This window comes from Hypnocyclicus thermotrophus (assembly GCF_004365575.1).
GTDB classification, from domain to species: domain Bacteria; phylum Fusobacteriota; class Fusobacteriia; order Fusobacteriales; family Fusobacteriaceae; genus Hypnocyclicus; species Hypnocyclicus thermotrophus.
On record NZ_SOBG01000001.1, the window covers coordinates 202,420 to 221,878 of the forward strand.

The 19,459-nt window shown below is 22.9% G+C and carries 15 protein-coding genes and 3 tRNA genes; 15 read left to right on the plus strand and 3 right to left on the minus strand.

The window, feature by feature from the left end:
* Positions 1-34 precede the first annotated feature (34 nt).
* Positions 35-898, plus strand: a complete 864-nt coding sequence (nfo, locus tag EV215_RS00965; protein ID WP_134112006.1) for a deoxyribonuclease IV — start codon at positions 35-37, stop codon at positions 896-898.
* Positions 899-948: 50 nt separating this feature from the next.
* Here nfo and EV215_RS00970 read toward each other — a convergent pair whose 3' ends face one another.
* Entirely contained in the window at positions 949-1,683 is a 735-nt protein-coding gene (locus EV215_RS00970; protein ID WP_371682575.1) for an HAD family hydrolase, read from the minus strand.
* A 16-nt stretch (positions 1,684-1,699) separates the two neighbouring features.
* Positions 1,700-3,328 (minus strand): response regulator, encoded by a 1,629-nt coding sequence (locus EV215_RS00975; protein WP_134112009.1) that lies wholly within the window; start codon positions 3,326-3,328, stop codon positions 1,700-1,702.
* A gap of 150 nt (positions 3,329-3,478) precedes the next feature.
* On the opposite strand from EV215_RS00975, the gene EV215_RS00980 reads away from it, so the two are divergent.
* The 10 genes from EV215_RS00980 (at position 3,479) to EV215_RS01025 (ending at position 11,994) form a co-directional block, all read left to right on the plus strand.
* Entirely contained in the window at positions 3,479-4,285 is an 807-nt protein-coding gene (locus tag EV215_RS00980; RefSeq protein WP_134112011.1) for a Cof-type HAD-IIB family hydrolase, read from the plus strand.
* An 80-nt stretch (positions 4,286-4,365) separates the two neighbouring features.
* Positions 4,366-5,325: an NADH:flavin oxidoreductase gene (locus tag EV215_RS00985; protein WP_134112013.1), complete on the plus strand. Its 960-nt coding sequence runs from the start codon at positions 4,366-4,368 to the stop codon at positions 5,323-5,325.
* Complete coding sequence (locus tag EV215_RS00990; protein ID WP_134112014.1) at positions 5,310-5,921, plus strand: hypothetical protein; 612 nt, start codon at positions 5,310-5,312, stop codon at positions 5,919-5,921. Before EV215_RS00985 ends, EV215_RS00990 begins: the two co-directional genes overlap by 16 nt.
* A gap of 342 nt (positions 5,922-6,263) precedes the next feature.
* Positions 6,264-7,907 (plus strand): hydroxylamine reductase, encoded by a 1,644-nt coding sequence (gene hcp / locus EV215_RS00995; RefSeq protein WP_134112016.1) that lies wholly within the window; start codon positions 6,264-6,266, stop codon positions 7,905-7,907.
* Positions 7,908-8,355: 448 nt separating this feature from the next.
* Positions 8,356-9,696: an FAD-dependent oxidoreductase gene (locus EV215_RS01000; protein ID WP_134112018.1), complete on the plus strand. Its 1,341-nt coding sequence runs from the start codon at positions 8,356-8,358 to the stop codon at positions 9,694-9,696.
* A 76-nt stretch (positions 9,697-9,772) separates the two neighbouring features.
* A tRNA-Gly gene (locus EV215_RS01005) sits at positions 9,773-9,848 on the plus strand.
* 7 nt (positions 9,849-9,855) lie between these two features.
* Positions 9,856-9,930, plus strand: a tRNA-Glu gene (locus tag EV215_RS01010).
* Positions 9,931-9,935: 5 nt separating this feature from the next.
* Positions 9,936-10,012: transfer RNA gene (locus tag EV215_RS01015), tRNA-Met, on the plus strand.
* Positions 10,013-10,123: 111 nt separating this feature from the next.
* Entirely contained in the window at positions 10,124-10,711 is a 588-nt protein-coding gene (locus tag EV215_RS01020; protein WP_134112020.1) for a hypothetical protein, read from the plus strand.
* 80 nt (positions 10,712-10,791) lie between these two features.
* Positions 10,792-11,994, plus strand: a complete 1,203-nt coding sequence (locus EV215_RS01025) for a glycosyltransferase (protein ID WP_134112021.1) — start codon at positions 10,792-10,794, stop codon at positions 11,992-11,994.
* A gap of 69 nt (positions 11,995-12,063) precedes the next feature.
* Here EV215_RS01025 and EV215_RS01030 read toward each other — a convergent pair whose 3' ends face one another.
* Positions 12,064-13,470 carry an asparaginase gene (locus EV215_RS01030; protein WP_134112023.1) on the minus strand — a complete coding sequence of 469 codons (1,407 nt, stop codon included), beginning with the start codon at positions 13,468-13,470 and terminating at the stop codon, positions 12,064-12,066.
* 108 nt (positions 13,471-13,578) lie between these two features.
* Here EV215_RS01030 and dnaN point away from each other — a divergent pair, with 108 nt between their 5' ends.
* From dnaN to EV215_RS01050, 4 genes are all read left to right on the plus strand, one after another.
* Complete coding sequence (gene dnaN, locus EV215_RS01035; protein ID WP_134112025.1) at positions 13,579-14,673, plus strand: DNA polymerase III subunit beta; 1,095 nt, start codon at positions 13,579-13,581, stop codon at positions 14,671-14,673.
* 177 nt (positions 14,674-14,850) lie between these two features.
* Positions 14,851-15,054, plus strand: coding sequence for a cold-shock protein (locus EV215_RS01040; protein ID WP_134112027.1), 204 nt, complete (start codon positions 14,851-14,853; stop codon positions 15,052-15,054).
* 201 nt (positions 15,055-15,255) lie between these two features.
* Positions 15,256-17,691, plus strand: a complete 2,436-nt coding sequence (locus EV215_RS01045; protein ID WP_134112028.1) for a serine/threonine-protein kinase — start codon at positions 15,256-15,258, stop codon at positions 17,689-17,691.
* A 10-nt stretch (positions 17,692-17,701) separates the two neighbouring features.
* The gene (locus EV215_RS01050; protein ID WP_134112030.1) at positions 17,702-19,459 is read left to right on the plus strand and encodes an FHA domain-containing protein; all 1,758 of its coding nucleotides are present in this window, start codon (positions 17,702-17,704) and stop codon (positions 19,457-19,459) included.

Below are 19,459 nucleotides of genomic sequence, written 5' to 3' on the forward strand. Positions count from 1 at the left end.
ATAATATAAAATATAAAATAATTAGAGGTGAATTATGAAAAATACAAGAGATAATATTTTTATTGGAGCACATGTAAGTGTTAGCGGAGGAATAGAAAAAGCTCCGATTAATGCAAATGATATAGGTGCAAAAGCATTTGCATTATTTACTAAAAATCAAAGAAGATGGGATTCAAAACCCTTAGATGAAAAAAATATAAAAAAATTTAAAGAAAATTTGGTGAAATATAATTTTAATCCTAAATATATTTTACCACATGATAGTTATTTGATAAATTTAGGGAATCCTAATAAAGAGAAAAGAGAAAAATCATTAAATGCTTTTATTGATGAGTTAGAGAGAGCTTATCAATTAGGATTATTATACGTAAATACACATCCAGGAAGTCATTTAAAAGAGATATCAGAAGAAGAATGTCTCGATTTAATAGCTGAAAGTATTAATATATCTCATAGTAAAACAAAAGATGTAATAGTAGTACTTGAAAATACAGCAGGACAAGGAAGTAATTTAGGGTATAAATTTGAGCATTTAGCCTATATTATTGAAAAAATAAAAGATAAAAATAGAATAGGTGTATGCCTTGATACTTGTCACACATTTGTAGCAGGGTATGATTTAAGAGATGACGAATCATATAATAAGACTATGAATGAATTTGAAAAAATAGTGGGATTTAAGTATTTAAAAGGAATCCATTTAAATGATTCAAAAACAGAGTTTGCAAGTAAAAAAGATAGACATCATAGTATAGGAAAAGGATTTTTAGGCAAAAAATTCTTTAAGTTATTTATGAATGATACTAGAATGCAAAATATTCCAATAATTTTAGAAACTATAGATAATAGTATATGGAAAGAAGAGATTGAATATTTATATTCTTTAATTGAAAACTAAAATTAATATATTATTTAGATAAAAAACCTATACAAATATTGTATAGGTTTTTATAATTCCTCATTATTATTAAAAGTTTTAACAGTTGAATCGAGTACATACATGATATCTTTTCGTTCTACTATTATTTTTATTTTTTCACTTAGCTTTTTATCTTTTCGGATTCCATTTAGTAATTCTTTTGCAGGATTAATAGCTATAGGTTTTCCAACAGATTTAAACATTGTGATATCGCCATTAGTATCACCATAAGCATAAGAGTTTGATAAATCAATATTATATTTTTCTACAAAATTATAAATTGCTTTTTGTTTACTTTCAGAATCCCACATTGGTGTAACTTCACCAGTAAAGATATTGTTTTTATCAACATGATAAATACTACCACAATAATCATCTACTTTATATTTTTTTGCCATTTTAGATACTAGAAAATCAGGACTTCCAGAGATAAAAATAACTTTATGTCCATTTTCCATATGCCATTTTATTCGATCTCTTGTAAATCTATAAACTCTTTCACCTTTTAGTCTAATAACTTGATCTGAAATAAATTCAACATGATTTTTATTTAAGCCTTTCATTGATTCAATATAAATAGTAGCTAATTTTAATAAATAATCATCATAGTTTCCTTGCCTTTTATCCCAATCATGAAAATTTTTTTTGTTCCCATGCCATACAATAGGATCAACAACTTCATATCTTATTAATTTTTTAAAATGTTCTACCATAAGAGAATCTCTATACAAAGTACCGTCTATATCAAAGAATGCTGCTATCATTATGCTCATCTCCTTTTTAGTAATTTAAAGTTTTTAATTTTTTTGTAAGTTCATAAATATCTGCTTTAATAATACTAGCATAAGTGTAAATCTCATTAGTTTCTAATTCATTTAATAGGATATAATTAATGAGTCTATTAGTTTTATTCATTTTAAAATTTCCAATAGATGCAGATATATTTTTTAGAATTTTTTTAATCTCTTCTATATTATTATCTTCTATATTTTTTTCAAAATCCTCTAATTCTTTTTTGATATTATTTAGAAAATTTTTTGATAATATTTTAAATATCTTATCTCCATAATGCATTTTTAAATTATCGATATCAATATTTATATTATTTAAATATTTAAAAGTAACTTTTTGAAGTTCTTCGTAGATAATAGGTTTTGCGACATAATCATCTATTCCAGCTTCAAAATATTGATTTTCATAACCATGGAAAAGATGAATAGTAACAGCAATAATAGGAGTTAATTTATCATTTTTTCTGATTGCTTTAGCTAAATCAAAACCATTTATATCATTTAATTGAATATCTAAAAATATTAGAGAAAACTGTTCATCTAATAATAAATTAAGAGCTTCTTTACCAGTTTTTACAGCAGTACATTTTATTCCCATTAATGTAAAATATTCTTTTGTAACTTCAGAATTTATGTTATTACTTTCAACAAGTAAAATATTTTTTTTCTTTCGTTCTTCTTTATTTTCTAAACTTCTTTTATGATATAGTTTTAATTCATTATATAAGATGTTTTGTGATATAGGATTTAAAAAAATATAATTTAAATTATATTTTTTTAAAGTGATAATATTATTTGGATTATATATTAAAAAAATAGATTTTTCTTTTAGTATAAAATTATTTAATAATTTTGGGAAAATCATTTCACTTGATAAATCAATAAAATCTTCTGAAATTAAAAAATAATCATATTTTTGAATAAATTGTTTTTCAGATAAAAAGTTAAATAAATTAGCTACATCGTAGATATTAGTATAATTAATATCTAAATTAGAAAAGAATTGCTTATAATATTTAAGTAAAAAAAAGTCTTTTTCAGCAATAGCAATATTTAGAGATAATTCTTTTCTATCAAATTTAGTCATAGGAAATATTTTTATTTTAAAACTAAAAGCTATTTGACTAGGTGATAGATAAGTAAATTTTATATGTTTATTTTTTCTTAAAAATTCGCTAAATTCTTCTTTTATAATTTTCTTTTTTAAATCATATATATATATATGCATATAATTTTCACTGATTGCATTTTTAATAATAATATTTTTATAAGAATCTTTTTTTACAATTTCATCTAAAATACTAACTAATGTTAATTTTAAATGATTTTTATTTGTTTTAATTATTTTTGGAGTTTCTTTACAAATATCAAAGATAATTTTAGTATTATTATCATATATAGAATATTTCATTAAAAAAATAATTTCTTCTAATACTTTTCTAATATGAATTATATTTAACTTTTTCTTGATGTTAATATACTTAATAATAAAATATATTGTTATAATAAAAATAATAAAATTTAATAGAATAAAGTTATTTAAATTGGTATAAAAATCATATAAATTATTTTTTGCATAAGAAAAAGTTGGAACTAATAAAAATAATAAGATATACATAATATTCACCTCTTTAATATATTATACTATAAAGTGAAATATTTGTAATAAAATTTTTTAGTTTATGATATAATAGTAGGGATTATTTAAAATAGAAACAAATAAAAACAAATAAAAAAATTATAAATTTTATAAAAACGTGGAGGGAAAATGGAATACAAAATGATAATTACAGATATGGATGATACACTGCTACGTGATGATCATACAATATCTAGAAGAACAAAAAAAATTATAAAAAAAGCACAAGAAAAAGGTGTGAAATTTGTATTAGCATCAGGTAGACCAACTTTTGCTATGAAAGATTATGCAAAAGAATTAGAACTAGATAAATATGGGAGTTATATAATATCTTATAATGGTGCTGTAATTACAGATGCAAAAGAAAATAAAGAAATTTTTAGAAATATGCTGCCAAAAGAGACAGTTCATGAACTAGTAGAATTAAGTAAAGAACATAATATGTATATACATACATATCTAGGGGATGATATTATTACAGCAACACCAAATGAATATACAAATATTGAGCAAGACATTACTAAAATGGATATAAAAGTAGTAGATTGCCTAAAAAGTCATGTAAATGAAGATGTAGTAAAAGTTCTTATGTTACAAGAACCAAATTATTTGTTAAATATAAAAAATAAAATACAACCTTTATATAAAGATAAATATAGTATCACTATATCAAAGCCTTTTTTCTTAGAATTTATGCCACATGGAGTAAATAAAGGAAAAAGTCTAGAAAAATTATTAGATATATTAAAAATAAAAAAAGAGGAAGTTGTAGCTATTGGAGATGGATTAAATGACCTTGAAATGTTAAAAGTAGCAGGACTTCCGGTATGTGTTGAAAATGCAAATGAAGAATTAAAAAAATATGCAAAGGTTATAACAAAATCAAATAACGAAGATGGGATAGCAGAATTAATAGAAAATTATATATTAAATTAAAGAGTAGTTAAAACTGCTCTTTTTTAATGAAAAATTTATAAAAATAGAGTAAAATAATAATATTCAAGTAAAGGAGAATTATGATTTTTAAAAAATTTAAATTAGGTAATTATAGGTTGCAAAACAAAGTAGTACTTCCACCAATGGTTAGGTTTAGTATTTTAGATAAGAGTAGTTATGTAAATCAAGAACTTATTAATTATTATAAAAATACATGTGAAGCCAGAAATGGACTTATTATAGTAGAAGCTACAGCAGTATCAAGTGACGGGAAATTACGTGATAATCAAATAGGAATATGGGATGATAGTTTTATTGAAGGACTTAGTAAAATAGCAAAACTTGGAAAAGAATATAATATTCCAATGTTACTCCAACTACATCATGCAGGATTTAGAGAAAAAATAAAAGATGTTAAAGAAGAGATTTTAGATAAAATACTTGATGATTTTGTAAATGCTACAATTAGAGCTAAAAAAGCAGGATTTAATGGTATTGAGATACATGGTGCACATAGATATTTGATTTCGCAATTACACTCAAAAATATGGAACACAAGAGATGATAAATATGGTGGGAATTTTCAAAAAAGAATGTATTTTATTACAGAATATGTAAACAGAACAAAAGAGCTTTTTAATAATGATTTTTTATTGGGTATAAGAATAGGAGGGAATGAACCAGGGATTGAAGAAGGAATAGAAATAGCTAAATATTTAGAAAAATTAGGATTTAAATATTTGCATATATCACACGGTATTCCATATCCAAATATTAAAAGTTTTGATAAAGTAGAAAAACCAGAGGATTTCCCATTGAATTGGATAAATTACTTGTCTTTTGAAATAAAAAGAAATGTAAAAATACCTGTAATAGCGGTATATGAAATAAAAAAATATGAACAGGCAAAATATATTATAGATAATAATGGAGCTGATTTGATAGCCGTAGGTAGAGCACAACTTAATAATTTTAATTTATTAAAAAAATGGCATAGAAAAGAAAAGTATGAGAGGAGTCTAAAATGGAAAAAAAATTAATGTTTGATAGTATAATTTTATTTATTTTTTTATCTACACTAAGCTTTGCAGAAGACATCGTTATACATTCTCTTGAACCTGGAATGATGGATAATAGAGGCATGGGAATGTATAAGAATGAAAAATATTTGTTTCCAATTTTTTCAATAAGTTATCCATTGATAACAAATGATATGAAAATGGGAAATATAAACTATCCAGCAAAAAAATCATGGAGTTTTATGTTTGAAAGTGGTTTAACTAAAAATGAATTTATTAATTTAGGAATAGGAGTAATGTATACAGAACAATTTAGATTATTAACATTATCAAGTTATACAACTTATTCAACACCAGATACTTATAAATTTGTACCAATATATATGATAGCAGATGTTTCTCTTTCTCCTTATACTGCTTTTGTTTTTAAATTAGGAGTGGGAAATGTAAAAGCAAATAATGAGTTTATAACAGAATTTGGCGATATAGTATCAACTGGATATTATTATGCAGGAGGAATTAGATTTTTATCTCTTGAAATATTATATAGTATAGATAGTTTAAAACTTTCAAAAGGAGTTAAAGTTAATAATAATAAAATAAGTTTAGTATTTTAACTTAATATATAAAAAAGTGCTATTATCAGATAGCACTTTTTTATATATTAAATTTTTTGTTTAAATAAATATTAAATGTAGCATTGCCTAAATTTTAATGTTTTTATATAGATCAAAAAAAGATCTGTATTCGTAACAAATGTTACTGAATATAAAAAATATATTTGGTAAAATAAGTTTAGTAAAAAAGTCAGGTATTAAAAGATAAAAAAAAAAGGAAAATATATTTTTTCTCGTATATAAAAATGGTAAAAAAAATTCGTAACAAATGTTACTGAATATAAAAAATATATTTGGTAAAATAAGTTTAGTAAATTAATAAAAAAATAAGGAGGTATTTAAATGTTTTGTTATCAATGTCAAGAAGCAGCAAAAGGAACAGGATGTGATATTAAAGGGGTATGTGGGAAAGAGGCACCAGTAGCTGATATTCAAGATATGCTTATATTTGTATTAAAAGGTATTTCATATGTTTCTTCGGTTCTAAGAGAGGTAGAAGAACTTCCAGAACATAATATTGTTGATGAATATGTTACGACATCTTTATTTACAACTATTACAAATGCAAACTTTGATGAAGATGCTTTATTTAATAGAGTAAAATCGGGTATAGATTTAAGAAATAGTTTAATAAAAATAGCAACAGATAAAGGAATTGAATTAGCTGATTATGATCAAGTAACTTGGAATCCTGCTAATGATGAAGAAATAAAAGAGAAAGCAAAAAATGTAGGGGTATTAGATACTGAAAATGAAGATATTAGATCTTTAAGAGAGTTAGTTACTTATGGATTAAAAGGTGCAGCAGCATATTTAGAGCATGCAAATAATTTAAAATTTGAAAATAAAGAAATAAATAAATTTATACAAAAAGCATTGTCTGATTTATTAAATGATGAATTAGGAGCAGATGAATTAACAGCTCTTGTTTTAGAAACTGGTAAATATGGTGTAGAAGCTATGGCTTTGTTAGATAAAGCAAATACAAGTGCATTTGGAAATCCTGAAATTACTAAAGTAAATATAGGAGTTAGAAATAATCCAGCTATATTAATTAGTGGACATGACTTAAACGATATGGAACAATTGTTAGAACAAACTAAAGGAACTGGAGTAGATGTATATACTCATAGTGAAATGTTACCAGCAAACTATTATCCAAAATTTAAACAATATGAACATTTTGTAGGAAACTATGGTAATGCATGGTGGAAACAAGTAGATGAATTCACTTCATTTAATGGGCCTATTTTATTTACTACAAACTGTATAGTTCCTCCAAAAGCTGATGCAACATATGCAGATAAAATATTTACTACTGGTGCTGCAGGACTTGCTGGGGCTACTCATATAGTGGCTGATGAAAATGGCAAAAAAGACTTTACTCCAATTATTGAATTAGCTAAAAAATGTAAACCACCTGTAGAAATTGAAAAAGGTGAAATTATTGGTGGATTTGCCCATAATCAAGTATTAGCATTGGCTGATAAAGTAGTAGACGCTGTAAAACAAGGAGCAATTAAAAAATTTGTGGTAATGGCTGGTTGTGATGGTAGAATGAATTCAAGAAATTACTATACTGAATTTGCTCAAGAATTACCTGATAATACAGTAATTTTAACTGCGGGATGTGCTAAATATAGATATAATAAATTGGATTTAGGAGATATTGGCGGAATACCTAGAATTTTAGATGCTGGACAATGTAATGATTCGTACTCATTAGCTGTTATTGCATTAAAATTAAAAGAAGTATTTGGACTTGAAGATATAAATGAATTACCAATATTCTATAATATTGCGTGGTATGAACAAAAAGCTGTAATTGTATTACTTGCTTTATTATACTTAGGTGTTAAAAATATTCACTTAGGACCAACATTACCTGCATTCTTATCTCCAAATGTTGCAAAAGTACTTGTAGAAAACTTTGGAATTGCTGGAATTGGCGAAGTAAAAGAAGATATAGAAAAATTCGTATTATAATTTTATATATGTGACATCAAAAAAGACTGACTTATCTTAAGTCAGTTCTTTTTGTTTTTAAATATTTATCAAATAAATTACTAAAAAGATTGAGTATATAGTTTAGAAAGAATATAATAAGTGTAAGAAAATAATTTTAAAAAAAATAATTTTAAAAAATAGAAAGCAAACCTTAATTATGATATGATTAATCTCTAGCCAAAAATTAAATCAAAAGAATAAAGAAAAAAATAAAGAAATAATTAGATGATTTAATAATTTTATAAAAAATGAAAAAACTAATGAAATATTTTGGGCAATAAAATAAATGTCGGTAAGTTATAAAAATAAGGCGTCTTAAATTTTTTCTTAAATTTGACACTATCCATATATATAAAAAAATTTGACATCGCAACTATATGATAATATAATACATTAGAATGTAATAATGTATTTGGGAGGGATATAAATGAATGAAACAATAGTAATTATTGGTGGTGGAGCAGGTGGAATGACTACAGCATCACAATTAAAAAAAATATCACCAGAAAAAAGAGTAGTTGTATTTGATAAAGGCCCTTATGTATCATGGGCAGGTTGTCCAACACCTTATTATATAGCAGAAGAATTACCTTTTAAAAGTGTAGTACATTTTACACCAGAATTTTTTAGAGGAAGAGGAATAGAAATATATGAAAATCATAAAGTAATTAAAATAGATAAAGAAAATAAAAAAATAATGGTAGAAGGAAAAGAAATTAATGGAGAATTTGGCTATGATAAATTGGTACTAAGTCTTGGTGGGAAATCATTTGTACCAAAAATAAAAAATTATAATAATAAATTAGAAAATCTTTTTAAACTTTCTCATGCAGTAGAAGCAGAAAAAATAAAAGATTATATAGATAATAAAAAACCTAAAAAAGCAGTAGTAGTAGGTTCTGGCTTTATAGGACTTGAGATGGCAGAAGCTTTTAAACAAAGAGGATTAGATGTAGTAATAGTAGAAGCTATGGATAAGATCTTTCCTACATTAAATGAAAATTTTAGAAAAATACTTTTAGATAAAATGAAAGAAAAAGATATAAAACTTTTATTAAATGAAAAAGTTGTAGAGATAAAAAATAAAGATAATAAAGTAACAAAGTTGATATTTGAATCAGGAAATTATATAGAGGCAGATATATTTTTATTAGCAATAGGATTGAGACCAAATTTAGATTTATTGATAGAGTCAGGATTTGAATTAGAAGACAACAAATTAGAAACAAATGAAAAATTTGAAACAAAATACAAAGATATTTACGCACTTGGGGATATGGTATATAATAAAAATCTTATTACAAAAAAAGAAGTGTACGCTCCATTTGGTGATGTAGCTGATAAACAAGGAATAATTTTATCAAAAATTTTATCTGGGAAAAATGTACAATGGAGAGGAATAATAGGGACATTTGCTACTTCATTTTTTGATATAAAAATAGCTAAAACTGGATTAACATATGATGAAGCTTTAAAAGAAGGATATAATGTAAAATCAATTAATGTAACAGGAGTACCAAAAGTATCAGGATTTAAAGATAGTACTAAAGGAACTATGGAGATAATATATGATGATGATAAAAAAATAATACTTGGGGCATCAATGCTAGGATATGAAGCAGTAGCACAATTTATTGATCAAGTAGCTATAGCAATAACTTATAAAATAAGTATAGAAGATTTATTTTATGTAGATTATGCTTATTCTCCAACTAATGCAAGTGTTTGGAACCCATTAGTTGTAGCCTATAGAAAAGCATGTAAATAAAAAAGTAAATAAAAAAGAAAAAAAATATTGACATGTTTTTTATAATATGATACTATTATTCTTGCCTGAAGTGATTGCGGGAATAGCTCAGTTGGTAGAGCGTCAGCCTTCCAAGCTGAATGTCGCGAGTTCGACCCTCGTTTCCCGCTCCATCTTTATGCTCCGTTCGTCTAGAGGTTAGGATTCCAGGTTTTCATCCTGGCGGCAGGGGTTCGATTCCCCTACGGAGTACCATATTTGCCGATGTAGCTCAGTTGGCTAGAGCATACGGTTCATACCCGTAGTGTCGGAGGTTCGACTCCTCTCGTCGGCACCAATTTATTTATAACAGCTTTTAAGCTGTTTTTTTAATTTTTTGTATTTTTTTTTAGAATATGCTAAAATATTCTTAAGGTTTATATGAATACAAAAATTAAAGGGGTAAATTATGTTAAATAAAAAAAATAGCAATTATCTTTTGAAAACATATAAAAAACATGATAAAAATTCCTTTATTATAGAGATTGATTTGGATAAATATAACGAAGTTTTTAATGAATGGGATAGATCTCATATAAGAAAAAGAGATATTCATCCTGAATTAGAAGAATATTTAGATAGTTGTTCTGAAGATATTCCTTTAAAATACAAACTTGTATTATATTTGTATTTACCAAATAAAATAAAAGATGAAAAAAAAGAAAAAACAATAATTGAAGCTATTCATAATTATTATGAATACTTACTTCATTTTAATCAAAAAAAAATCTCTGAAATTAATTCAGAATCATTAAGACATCTTATTTTTTCTTTAATATTATTAATTCTTTCTTTTTTTATGAAGTTAAAAATTCATAATGTATTATTTAATGAAACCTTAATAGAAATATTATATATTGGAGCATGGGTGCTTATGTGGGAAGCTTTTCATAATACATTTTTGTCAACAAGTAATATTCGAAAAAAGTCAAAAGAGTATAAACGATTTTTACAATCTAAAATTTATTTTTATTATGAAACTAGAGTAAACAATTAAATAAAAATTAAAAAATATTGAAGAGATAAGGATTTTTATTATTAAAGGTAATTATTTTATTTTAAAATTTAGGAGGGAAAATGAAAATAGGAATTTTTACAGATACTTATTTTCCAAATGTAAATGGTGTTGTTCGTTCTATTGAAACACTTAGGGAAAATTTAGAAAAAAGAGGCCATGAAGTATATATTATAACAACTGTTAAGCTTGATAAAAAAGAAGATAAAGTATTAAGAGTATCAAATTTACCTATAGAAATATTAGAAGGATATAAAGTAGCACTTCCTTATTCAAATAGAGTATTTAAAGCTGTTAAGAAACTTGAATTAGATGTGATACATACACATACAGAATGGAGTATAGGAGCTTTTGCAAGAATATGTTCAAAAAGATTAAAATTACCAATGGTTCACACATTTCATACGATGTATGAAAATTATTTGCATTATATAACAAAACAAAGAGGACAAGTAATTAGTAAACAATTAATGAAAAGTATAGTTAAAGGACATAGTAATTCTGCTAAATATGTTATTGCACCGTCACTAAAAGCTAAAAACACTTTAGAAAATTATAAAGTAAGATCAAATATTGAGATAGTACCAACTGGAATAGAACTTAGTAAATTTAAAGAAAAAATTAATCAAGAATTAATTAATAAAAAAAGAGAAGAATTAAAAATTGATAAAAATGATTTTGTAGCAATGTATTTAGGAAGAATAGCTAAAGAAAAAAATATTGAACCTATTATAAAATCAGTATTAAATATAAAAATATCAAATTTTAAATTAGTTATTGTTGGAGATGGACCTGAAAGAAAAAATCTAGAAAAAATAGTTAAAGAAAACAACTTGGAAAATAAAGTAATATTTACAGGGCAAGCAGCAATGGAAGATGTCCCGATGTATTATAAAATGGCAAATCTTTTTATACAAGCATCTAATACAGAAACTCAAGGATTAACTATATTTGAATCTATGGCATCTGGAACACCATTATTAGTAAGATTTGATACAAATATTAATAGTTTTTTTGAAAATAGAGTAGAATGTGTTTATTTTAATGAAGAAGAAGAAATATCTGAAAAAATTAATGAACTTATTGAAAATAAAGATTTATTAAATTATATAAGAAAGAATGCTCTCGAAAGAATAGATGAATTTTCAGCAGAAAAATTTGCGGAAAATATAGAAAAAATATATTTAGCTGCGATAGAGCTTAAAAAAAGTAGAAATAAAAAAAAAATAAAACTTAAATTTTCTTTTAGAAAAAATAAAAATTGATTTTAAATAAACCACTTCTTATTAGATAATAATTTTATTATCATAATAAGAAGTGGTTTTAATTTATAATTATACATTTGTATAAATACTTATATTCATTTCTGTATATTTAAACTTTATATTTGAAATAATATAAAGAGGGGTTAAATTACCATCTTTTAATAAGCTTTTTAATTTAGTACTAATATCAATAATTATATTTTTGTTATTACAAGGCTTTTCAAAACTTGTAAGACATTTTTCAAAATTATCAGGAGTATCTAAAGAGGCATCTTTATAATTAATAAAAAATTTCATAATAATTTTTTCTTTTTCTTCTAAATATTTGATATTTTTAATATGCAAAGTAGCGGATTTGATTTTATCAAAATCTACTTCACCTGGAATTTTAATATACATTATATTATTATTTTCAATTATATTATTTTTATTTAATATGATTTGAAAATGATTTAAAGTTTGTTCACCAGCAATATTTTTTTGCATAAGTCTTTTTACTTCCTCGATAGGTAAATTTTTACCTAATAGATACATAAGTTTAGTTACAGCTGCTTCTGGAGTAAGGTCGATACCACTAATTACACCAGAGTCAATAAGTCCACTACTAGCCTGATAAAGACCTAATTTTACCATTCCACTAATGCATTGAGTAATATTTATAATAATAACATTTTTTTCAGCTATTTCATGAAGGATTGATAAAAACTCAGTATTACTAGGTGCGTTTCCATTTCCATACGTTTTTAAAATTAATCCTTTAATATTATTTTTAGAAGTAAAAATTCCTTTTAGAATATTTGGGTCAAATCCTGGAAAGAGCTCTAAAATCATGATATTTGATTCAAGTTCTGTATTTATATAAAAAACTTCTTCAGGTTTTGGAAGAGGTTTTATAAACTTATCATTAAAAATTATTTCTGCTCCAGCTTCTGCAAGATGAGGATAATTTGGAGAATCAAATCCAGCATATTTATTTGTATATAATTTTCTAGAACGATTTCCTCTATAAAGTGCATCTCTAAAAAATATAGTTACTTCGGGAATAGTTTTTTCATTGCTAGCAATATCTAAAGCTGAAATCAAATTTTGTAAACCATCAGTTCTACTATTTTGTAAAGGAACTTGAGAACCAGTTAAAACAACAGTTTTACTTAAATTTTTTAACATAAAAGATAAAGAAGAGGCTGTATATGCCATGGTATCAGTTCCGTGTAAAATAACAAAAGAATCATATTTTGAATAATTTTTATAAATTAAATTTGCGATTTCTATCCAATTTTTTGGTTTCATGTCAGAAGAATCAATGAGTTTTGGCAATTGAATATATTCGGTATTATATTTATATAAAATAGGATATTTATATGCAATATCTTTCCATGATTTTGCAGGGATAAGAGGACTTAAAGGATTATTTTTATCTAAATTGACCATTCCAATTGTTCCACCGGTATTAATAATTAATATTTTTTTTGACATTTTTCCCCCTTCAATAAAATTATTGTATTTACTCTCTTGTTTATAGTACTTAATTATTGTATAATAATATGGAAATATTTTCAAATGAAATAGAAAGAGGGGCTAATTATGAAAGTAAAAGTTAATAGACAAGAATTTATAGAAATACTTAGTGATTTAAGTATAATTATTAGAGATAATCCAGTAAGACCAATTATTTCAGGTACAAAACTTATAGCGCATGAAAATAATATTTTAGAATTTAAAGGAACAACTCTTGAAATGAGTATGGTAGCTAAAATACCTGCACTTGTAGAAGAACCTGGGGAAGTAGTATTTAAAGTTCCTTTAGTACTAGAATATATTAAACTTTTAGAAGAAGAAAATATAGATTTAGAATATAAAGATGGAGTAATATTTATTCATAGAGCAGAATTTTCAGTATTTGATACTGATGATTACCCCAATATCAGACAACTTAATGAAGGGATAAAATTTAATATAGATATACTTGATCTTTTAGATGGATTTGAAAAAGTGAAAATGAGTGCGGCTACTTCATCTGATAATGTATCTATAAATTGTATTCGTATGGAGTATAATGAAAATAATATTCATTTTGTAGCTACGGATACATATAGACTTGCATATTTTAAATTAGAGGCAAATATTGAAGAGGAATTTGGGATCTCAATTCCTTTAGAAACAGTACAAGCATTTTTAAAAATATTTAAAAGTTATAGTGGAGAAGTCGAGTTTACTATTCAAGATAGTTATTTACAAATTCAAACAGATAAAATAACAATATTTACAAGACTAATAGATTCTAAATTCCCTGATTATAAAAATATTTTAAAAAATATTCCAACAGATAAAAAAATGGAAGTAAATAATGAAGAATTTAATAATTCATTAAAAAAAGTGTTAACAGTAGCAAAAATAAATATGGATACAAAAGATGCTGCTATATTTAGTTTTACAGGAAATAAAATGACTGTAATTGCAACGTCTGGTAGAGCAAAAACTACACAAAAAATTGATATGATAAAAGATGGTGGAGATTTTAGAGCTTCGTTAAATACTAGATATGTATTAGATTTTACTACAAAAATTAAAAAAAATATTATAATTTATGGAATAAATAGTAGTTCTATGTTTGTATTTAAAGAAGTTAAAAATGATAATTATTATTATATTCTTATGCCTTTAGCATTGAGAGAATAAGAGAACAAAAAAAGTTGCATCTTGAATTAAAATGTGGTATACTCCTATTGTAGTAATTCGAAATAGTAGTTTTAATAAGGTTTTTGTGAAATTATGAAGTCTGAGTAGTATTTCCAAAAGTTATTAAAAGCAGTACTATTTAAGAATTAAAAAAAATATTTTTGGAGGTATTACAAAATGGCATTAGGAACAGTTAAATGGTTTAATAGTGAAAAAGGATTTGGATTTATTACTTCAGAAGAAGGAAACGATGTATTCGTACATTTCTCTCAAATTCAAAAAGATGGTTTTAAAACTTTAGAAGAAGGAGAAAAAGTAAGTTTTGATGTAGTTCAAGGACAAAAAGGACCTCAAGCTGAAAACGTAGTTATAGTAAAATAATTAACTAATAGCTATATATTATAAGCCTGCATTTGCAGGCTTTTTTTTATTACAAAAATATATGTTTTTTAATTCAAAATATGTTACAATTAAGTAAAGTTAACATATATAAATTATTTAAATTTTTTTAACTATTTATAAAATTAATAATATAGAGATTTATATATAAGCTAAAATAAACTCTTTTTAAAGGGGGATAAAATGGAATTAAAAACAGAGCCATTTGATACATTAGTATTAGAATATAATTTTTATGGAGAAAAATTTGATATAAACAAAAAAAATTTAATAGGAAGTAAATTAAATAATAGATATGAAATTATTAAAAAAATAAGTGATGGTGGGACAAGTATAGTTTTTTTAGTAAAAGATATTCATGATGATAATAGATATATTGCAAAAATTTTAAAAGAAAATATTAATATACAGTTATTAGAAAATGAAATAGAGAAATTATTAGAATTAAAACATGAAAATATAGTAAATTTAATTGATTATAAAAAAGAGTATGGAATAGAACCAGCATTTATTATACTTGAATATATTGAAGGCAAATCATTAGAAGAGATTTTAAAAGAAAATGAAGATATGAAAGAAAAAGAAATATATCATATTTTTTATCAAATAGCAGAAGGAATAAAGTATTTACATAGTAAAAATATAATTCATAAAGATTTAAAGCCTAAAAATATATTAATAAATAATAAAAATAAAGTGAAAATAATAGATTTTGGAATAGCAGATTATTTAAAAGATAATAATATAAAAGCAGGAACAAAAATATATTGTAGTCCTGAACAAGAAAAAGGAGAAATATTAGATAAAAGAACAGATATTTATTCATTTGGAATAATGTTTTATGAGATTATTGCTAAAAAATTACCATTAGATATAAAAAATATAAGTAATATTGATGAATTAGAACCAGATAATATATTTTTTTATACATGGGATATAGTAAAAAAATGTCTTGAAAATCAAAAAGAGAAGAGATTTTTAAATTTTAATGAATTAATTTTTGAAATGAGATTAAGTGAATTTATAAAAGAAAATCTTTATTTTAATTTTAAAAATGAAATGTTAGATGAGAATAAAGAAAAAGAAATTATAAATATAGGGTTAGAAAAAGGATTTAGTAGGAATCAAATTTTAAAAGCTATAAATAAAGTATGTGAATATAAAAGTATAAAAAGAAGTTTTAAAATTCATATAGATGACGTTATAGATAAAATGAAAAAAGATATAGAAATAAAAAAAGGTTTAACTTTAGATGAAGATAAAAACTCTTTTATAAAAGAAATAAATGCAAAGTTTTATAATTTAAACATTGAATTAATTGAAGAATTATATGATAAAGAAGTTTTGAAATATAGAGAAATTCAAGAAGAAAAGTATAATAGTATTATAAAAAGAGCAGAAGAAGAGATAGAGATTGAAAATAGTGAAATAATAATTAATGATTTAGAATATTTAAGTGAAAAAGGATGCTTAAAGGCGGATTATTTATTAGCAAATATATATTTACAAGAAAAAACACAAGATATAAGAAGATTTTGGCATTATGTAGAAAGAGCAAAAAAATATAATTATTATTTGATTTATAATGCTATTGGGAAATATTATTTATTAGAAAAACTTTATGACGAAGCTAAAAAAAATTTTATTATCGCTATAAAAAATAATATAAAAATATCACATAACGGGATAGCATTAATTGAGTTGTATGAGGGGAATAACGAAAAAGTGTTGGAAGAGCTTGAAAAAACAGAAGATAAAAATTCTTATAATAATATTGGGTATTGTTATTATAATGGAATAGGAGTATTACAAAATATAGAAAAATCAGTAGAGTATTTTAATACTGCGTTTAAAATGAATAGTAAAATAGCGGTTTATAATTTAGCAATTTGTTTAGCAAATGGTAATGGAGTAGAAAAAAATATAGAAAAATCTATAACATTGCTTAATACAATAAAAGATATTAAATATGCAAAAAATTTATTAGCAATACTATTAAGAAAAAAAGATTATAACACTGCGATAGAATATTTTGAAGAATTAATTTTAGAAAATTATAATATTGCTTATTACAATTTAGCTATTTTATATGATGAAAATAAAGAATATGGAATGGCAATGATTAACTATAAAGAATATTATGAGATAACTAAAGATGAGAAAGTATTATTTGATATAGCATATCTATATATAAAGCAAAATGAATTAAATAAATTAGAAGAGGTAATTCAAGATATAAGTAATACAAAATTTGAAAATAAAAATGAAATATTAGGGATATATTATTTTTATAAAAAAGATTATAGTAAAAGCTTCGATTATTTATCAAAAGCATTAAAAAATGAAGAAAAATATGCTTCTTTTTATATGGGAGAACTTTATTTAAATGGATTAGGAATAACACAAAATTATTTAAAAGCATTTAAATATTATAATAATGCTAGGAAAATAGGAATTAAAGAAGTATATGATAAATTAATATATTTATATAATAATGGTTTTGGAGTTATCAAAGATGAAGAAAAAGTAAGAGAATTAAAAGTAGAAAAAGAAAATATAGATTATACAGATCTAAGCAAAAAATATAAATATAGTAATGATATAAAATGGGCATATTAGGTGATAAATTATGAATAAATTATATTCTATAAAAGAAATATCAAATTTAGCAAAAAATATATTAGATGAAAGATATAAAAAAAAGGGTTGGCTACTAAAAAAATTAGAAGTTATTTCAGCAGAAACAGTAATAAAAAATATAAAAAAAGGCGACTCTTTAATAAAAGAAAATGAAAAAATAAATGACGAAGTAAAAAAAATATATAATATTCAAGATGCGCTTTTAGCTTATTATGTAGCATTTCATAGAAGTAATGAAAAAGATAAAAGAGCAATTGAAAATATAAAAAAAAATAAAATTCGTTATTTGGATACAATAAAAAAATATATAGAATTAAACATTGACAAAAAAAATAATTACGAAAATATTGAGATTTTAGAAAATTTAATAAATATTTTAAAAATAGAAAAATTAGAACAAAGTTTATTACTTGAAAAAAGATTTTTTTTAAATAAAGAAGCAATAAATACTTTTAATAAAATAGAAGCTTTAAATTATAATGATTATAAAATTGCAAATGAAGAGTTTAAAACATATTTTAAGTATAATCTTCCTATAATTAAAGAACTGAAAGCTAAAATAATAAAAAAATATAATGAAAATATAAATAATATAAAAGAATTTTTAAATGGAAATAAAAATATAGAAAATATAAAAGAAAAATTAATTTATATTTCTTATATAAATCCAGAAAATTATAAAAAATTAAAAAATATAATTAATAATTATTATAAAATGGAAAAGATAATACTTTTTTTAGAGTCTGATAATGATTATAATAATTATATTAAATTAGAAGAATTAAAAAAAGAATATAATGAGATAAAATCTATAAATTTTGTAGTACCATTATTAATAAATACTTTTAATAAATTAAATAATAAACTAAAAAAATATAATAAAATTTATTTTAGGAAAAATTTACAAGAATTTTTTAATAATAATCATCAAGAAGTATATGATAAACTTTTTTTAGTTGAAAATTATTATAGTAAAACAGATAAAAAAATAATAGATTTATATTTTTTAGAATTAATAACAATTTTAGATGAAATAGATATAGATAAAAAATTAAATAAACTAGAAAATTTGATAGAAACTGATATAAATTTAGATACAAAAGATATATTAATAGAAGAACTTATGGAGTACTATAAAAAAGAAATAAAAAACTATAATTTTTTAGATGAATATACAATAAAAATATATGATAATCAATATGATATATTTTATAATATAATAAATAAAAATAAAATTACAATTGGTAGAAGTAGAATAAATGATATAGTATTAAATTCAAAATTTGTATCAAGAAAAGAACATCTTATTATTAACTTGGAAAAAATGTTATTTGAAAATCCAAAGTTCAAAATATTTTATATTGATAATGAAATAAGTGATATAGTAAATGAAAAAGAAATAAAAAAATCGTTATTTGAATTAAATATAGGAAATGTATTTACATTTAAAGTGATAGTTAAAGAAAATTATATTTTATTTATTCCATATGAAGATAAAACAAATATAAAAGAATGTAATGAATTTTCTTTTGAGGATTTTAAAAAAAATATTTATATTATAATAATAAAGAATAGTTCATTATATTTTGATAAATATAATGTTAGTGATATTGAAATCGGAGAAGAAGAATTTAGTTTAGAGTATTTAGATAATAAATATTTCATTAATTATAAAGATAAAATGAAAAGAGTAGTTAAAAAAATTGAGTTTTTTATCGATAATAGATATAAGGTGTCTATTAAATAA

Bases quoted from the DNA above. Each gene is read 5' to 3' on its own strand.
- nfo (WP_134112006.1), top strand. From the start codon at position 35: ATGAAAAATACAAGAGATAATATTTTTATTGGAGCACATGTAAGTGTT.
- EV215_RS00970 (WP_371682575.1), bottom strand. From the start codon at position 1,683: ATGATAGCAGCATTCTTTGATATAGACGGTACTTTGTATAGAGATTCT.
- EV215_RS00975 (WP_134112009.1), bottom strand. From the start codon at position 3,328: ATGTATATCTTATTATTTTTATTAGTTCCAACTTTTTCTTATGCAAAA.
- EV215_RS00980 (WP_134112011.1), top strand. From the start codon at position 3,479: ATGGAATACAAAATGATAATTACAGATATGGATGATACACTGCTACGT.
- EV215_RS00985 (WP_134112013.1), top strand. From the start codon at position 4,366: ATGATTTTTAAAAAATTTAAATTAGGTAATTATAGGTTGCAAAACAAA.
- EV215_RS00990 (WP_134112014.1), top strand. From the start codon at position 5,310: ATGGAAAAAAAATTAATGTTTGATAGTATAATTTTATTTATTTTTTTA.
- hcp (WP_134112016.1), top strand. From the start codon at position 6,264: ATGTTTTGTTATCAATGTCAAGAAGCAGCAAAAGGAACAGGATGTGAT.
- EV215_RS01000 (WP_134112018.1), top strand. From the start codon at position 8,356: ATGAATGAAACAATAGTAATTATTGGTGGTGGAGCAGGTGGAATGACT.
- EV215_RS01020 (WP_134112020.1), top strand. From the start codon at position 10,124: ATGTTAAATAAAAAAAATAGCAATTATCTTTTGAAAACATATAAAAAA.
- EV215_RS01025 (WP_134112021.1), top strand. From the start codon at position 10,792: ATGAAAATAGGAATTTTTACAGATACTTATTTTCCAAATGTAAATGGT.
- EV215_RS01030 (WP_134112023.1), bottom strand. From the start codon at position 13,470: ATGTCAAAAAAAATATTAATTATTAATACCGGTGGAACAATTGGAATG.
- dnaN (WP_134112025.1), top strand. From the start codon at position 13,579: ATGAAAGTAAAAGTTAATAGACAAGAATTTATAGAAATACTTAGTGAT.
- EV215_RS01040 (WP_134112027.1), top strand. From the start codon at position 14,851: ATGGCATTAGGAACAGTTAAATGGTTTAATAGTGAAAAAGGATTTGGA.
- EV215_RS01045 (WP_134112028.1), top strand. From the start codon at position 15,256: ATGGAATTAAAAACAGAGCCATTTGATACATTAGTATTAGAATATAAT.
- EV215_RS01050 (WP_134112030.1), top strand. From the start codon at position 17,702: ATGAATAAATTATATTCTATAAAAGAAATATCAAATTTAGCAAAAAAT.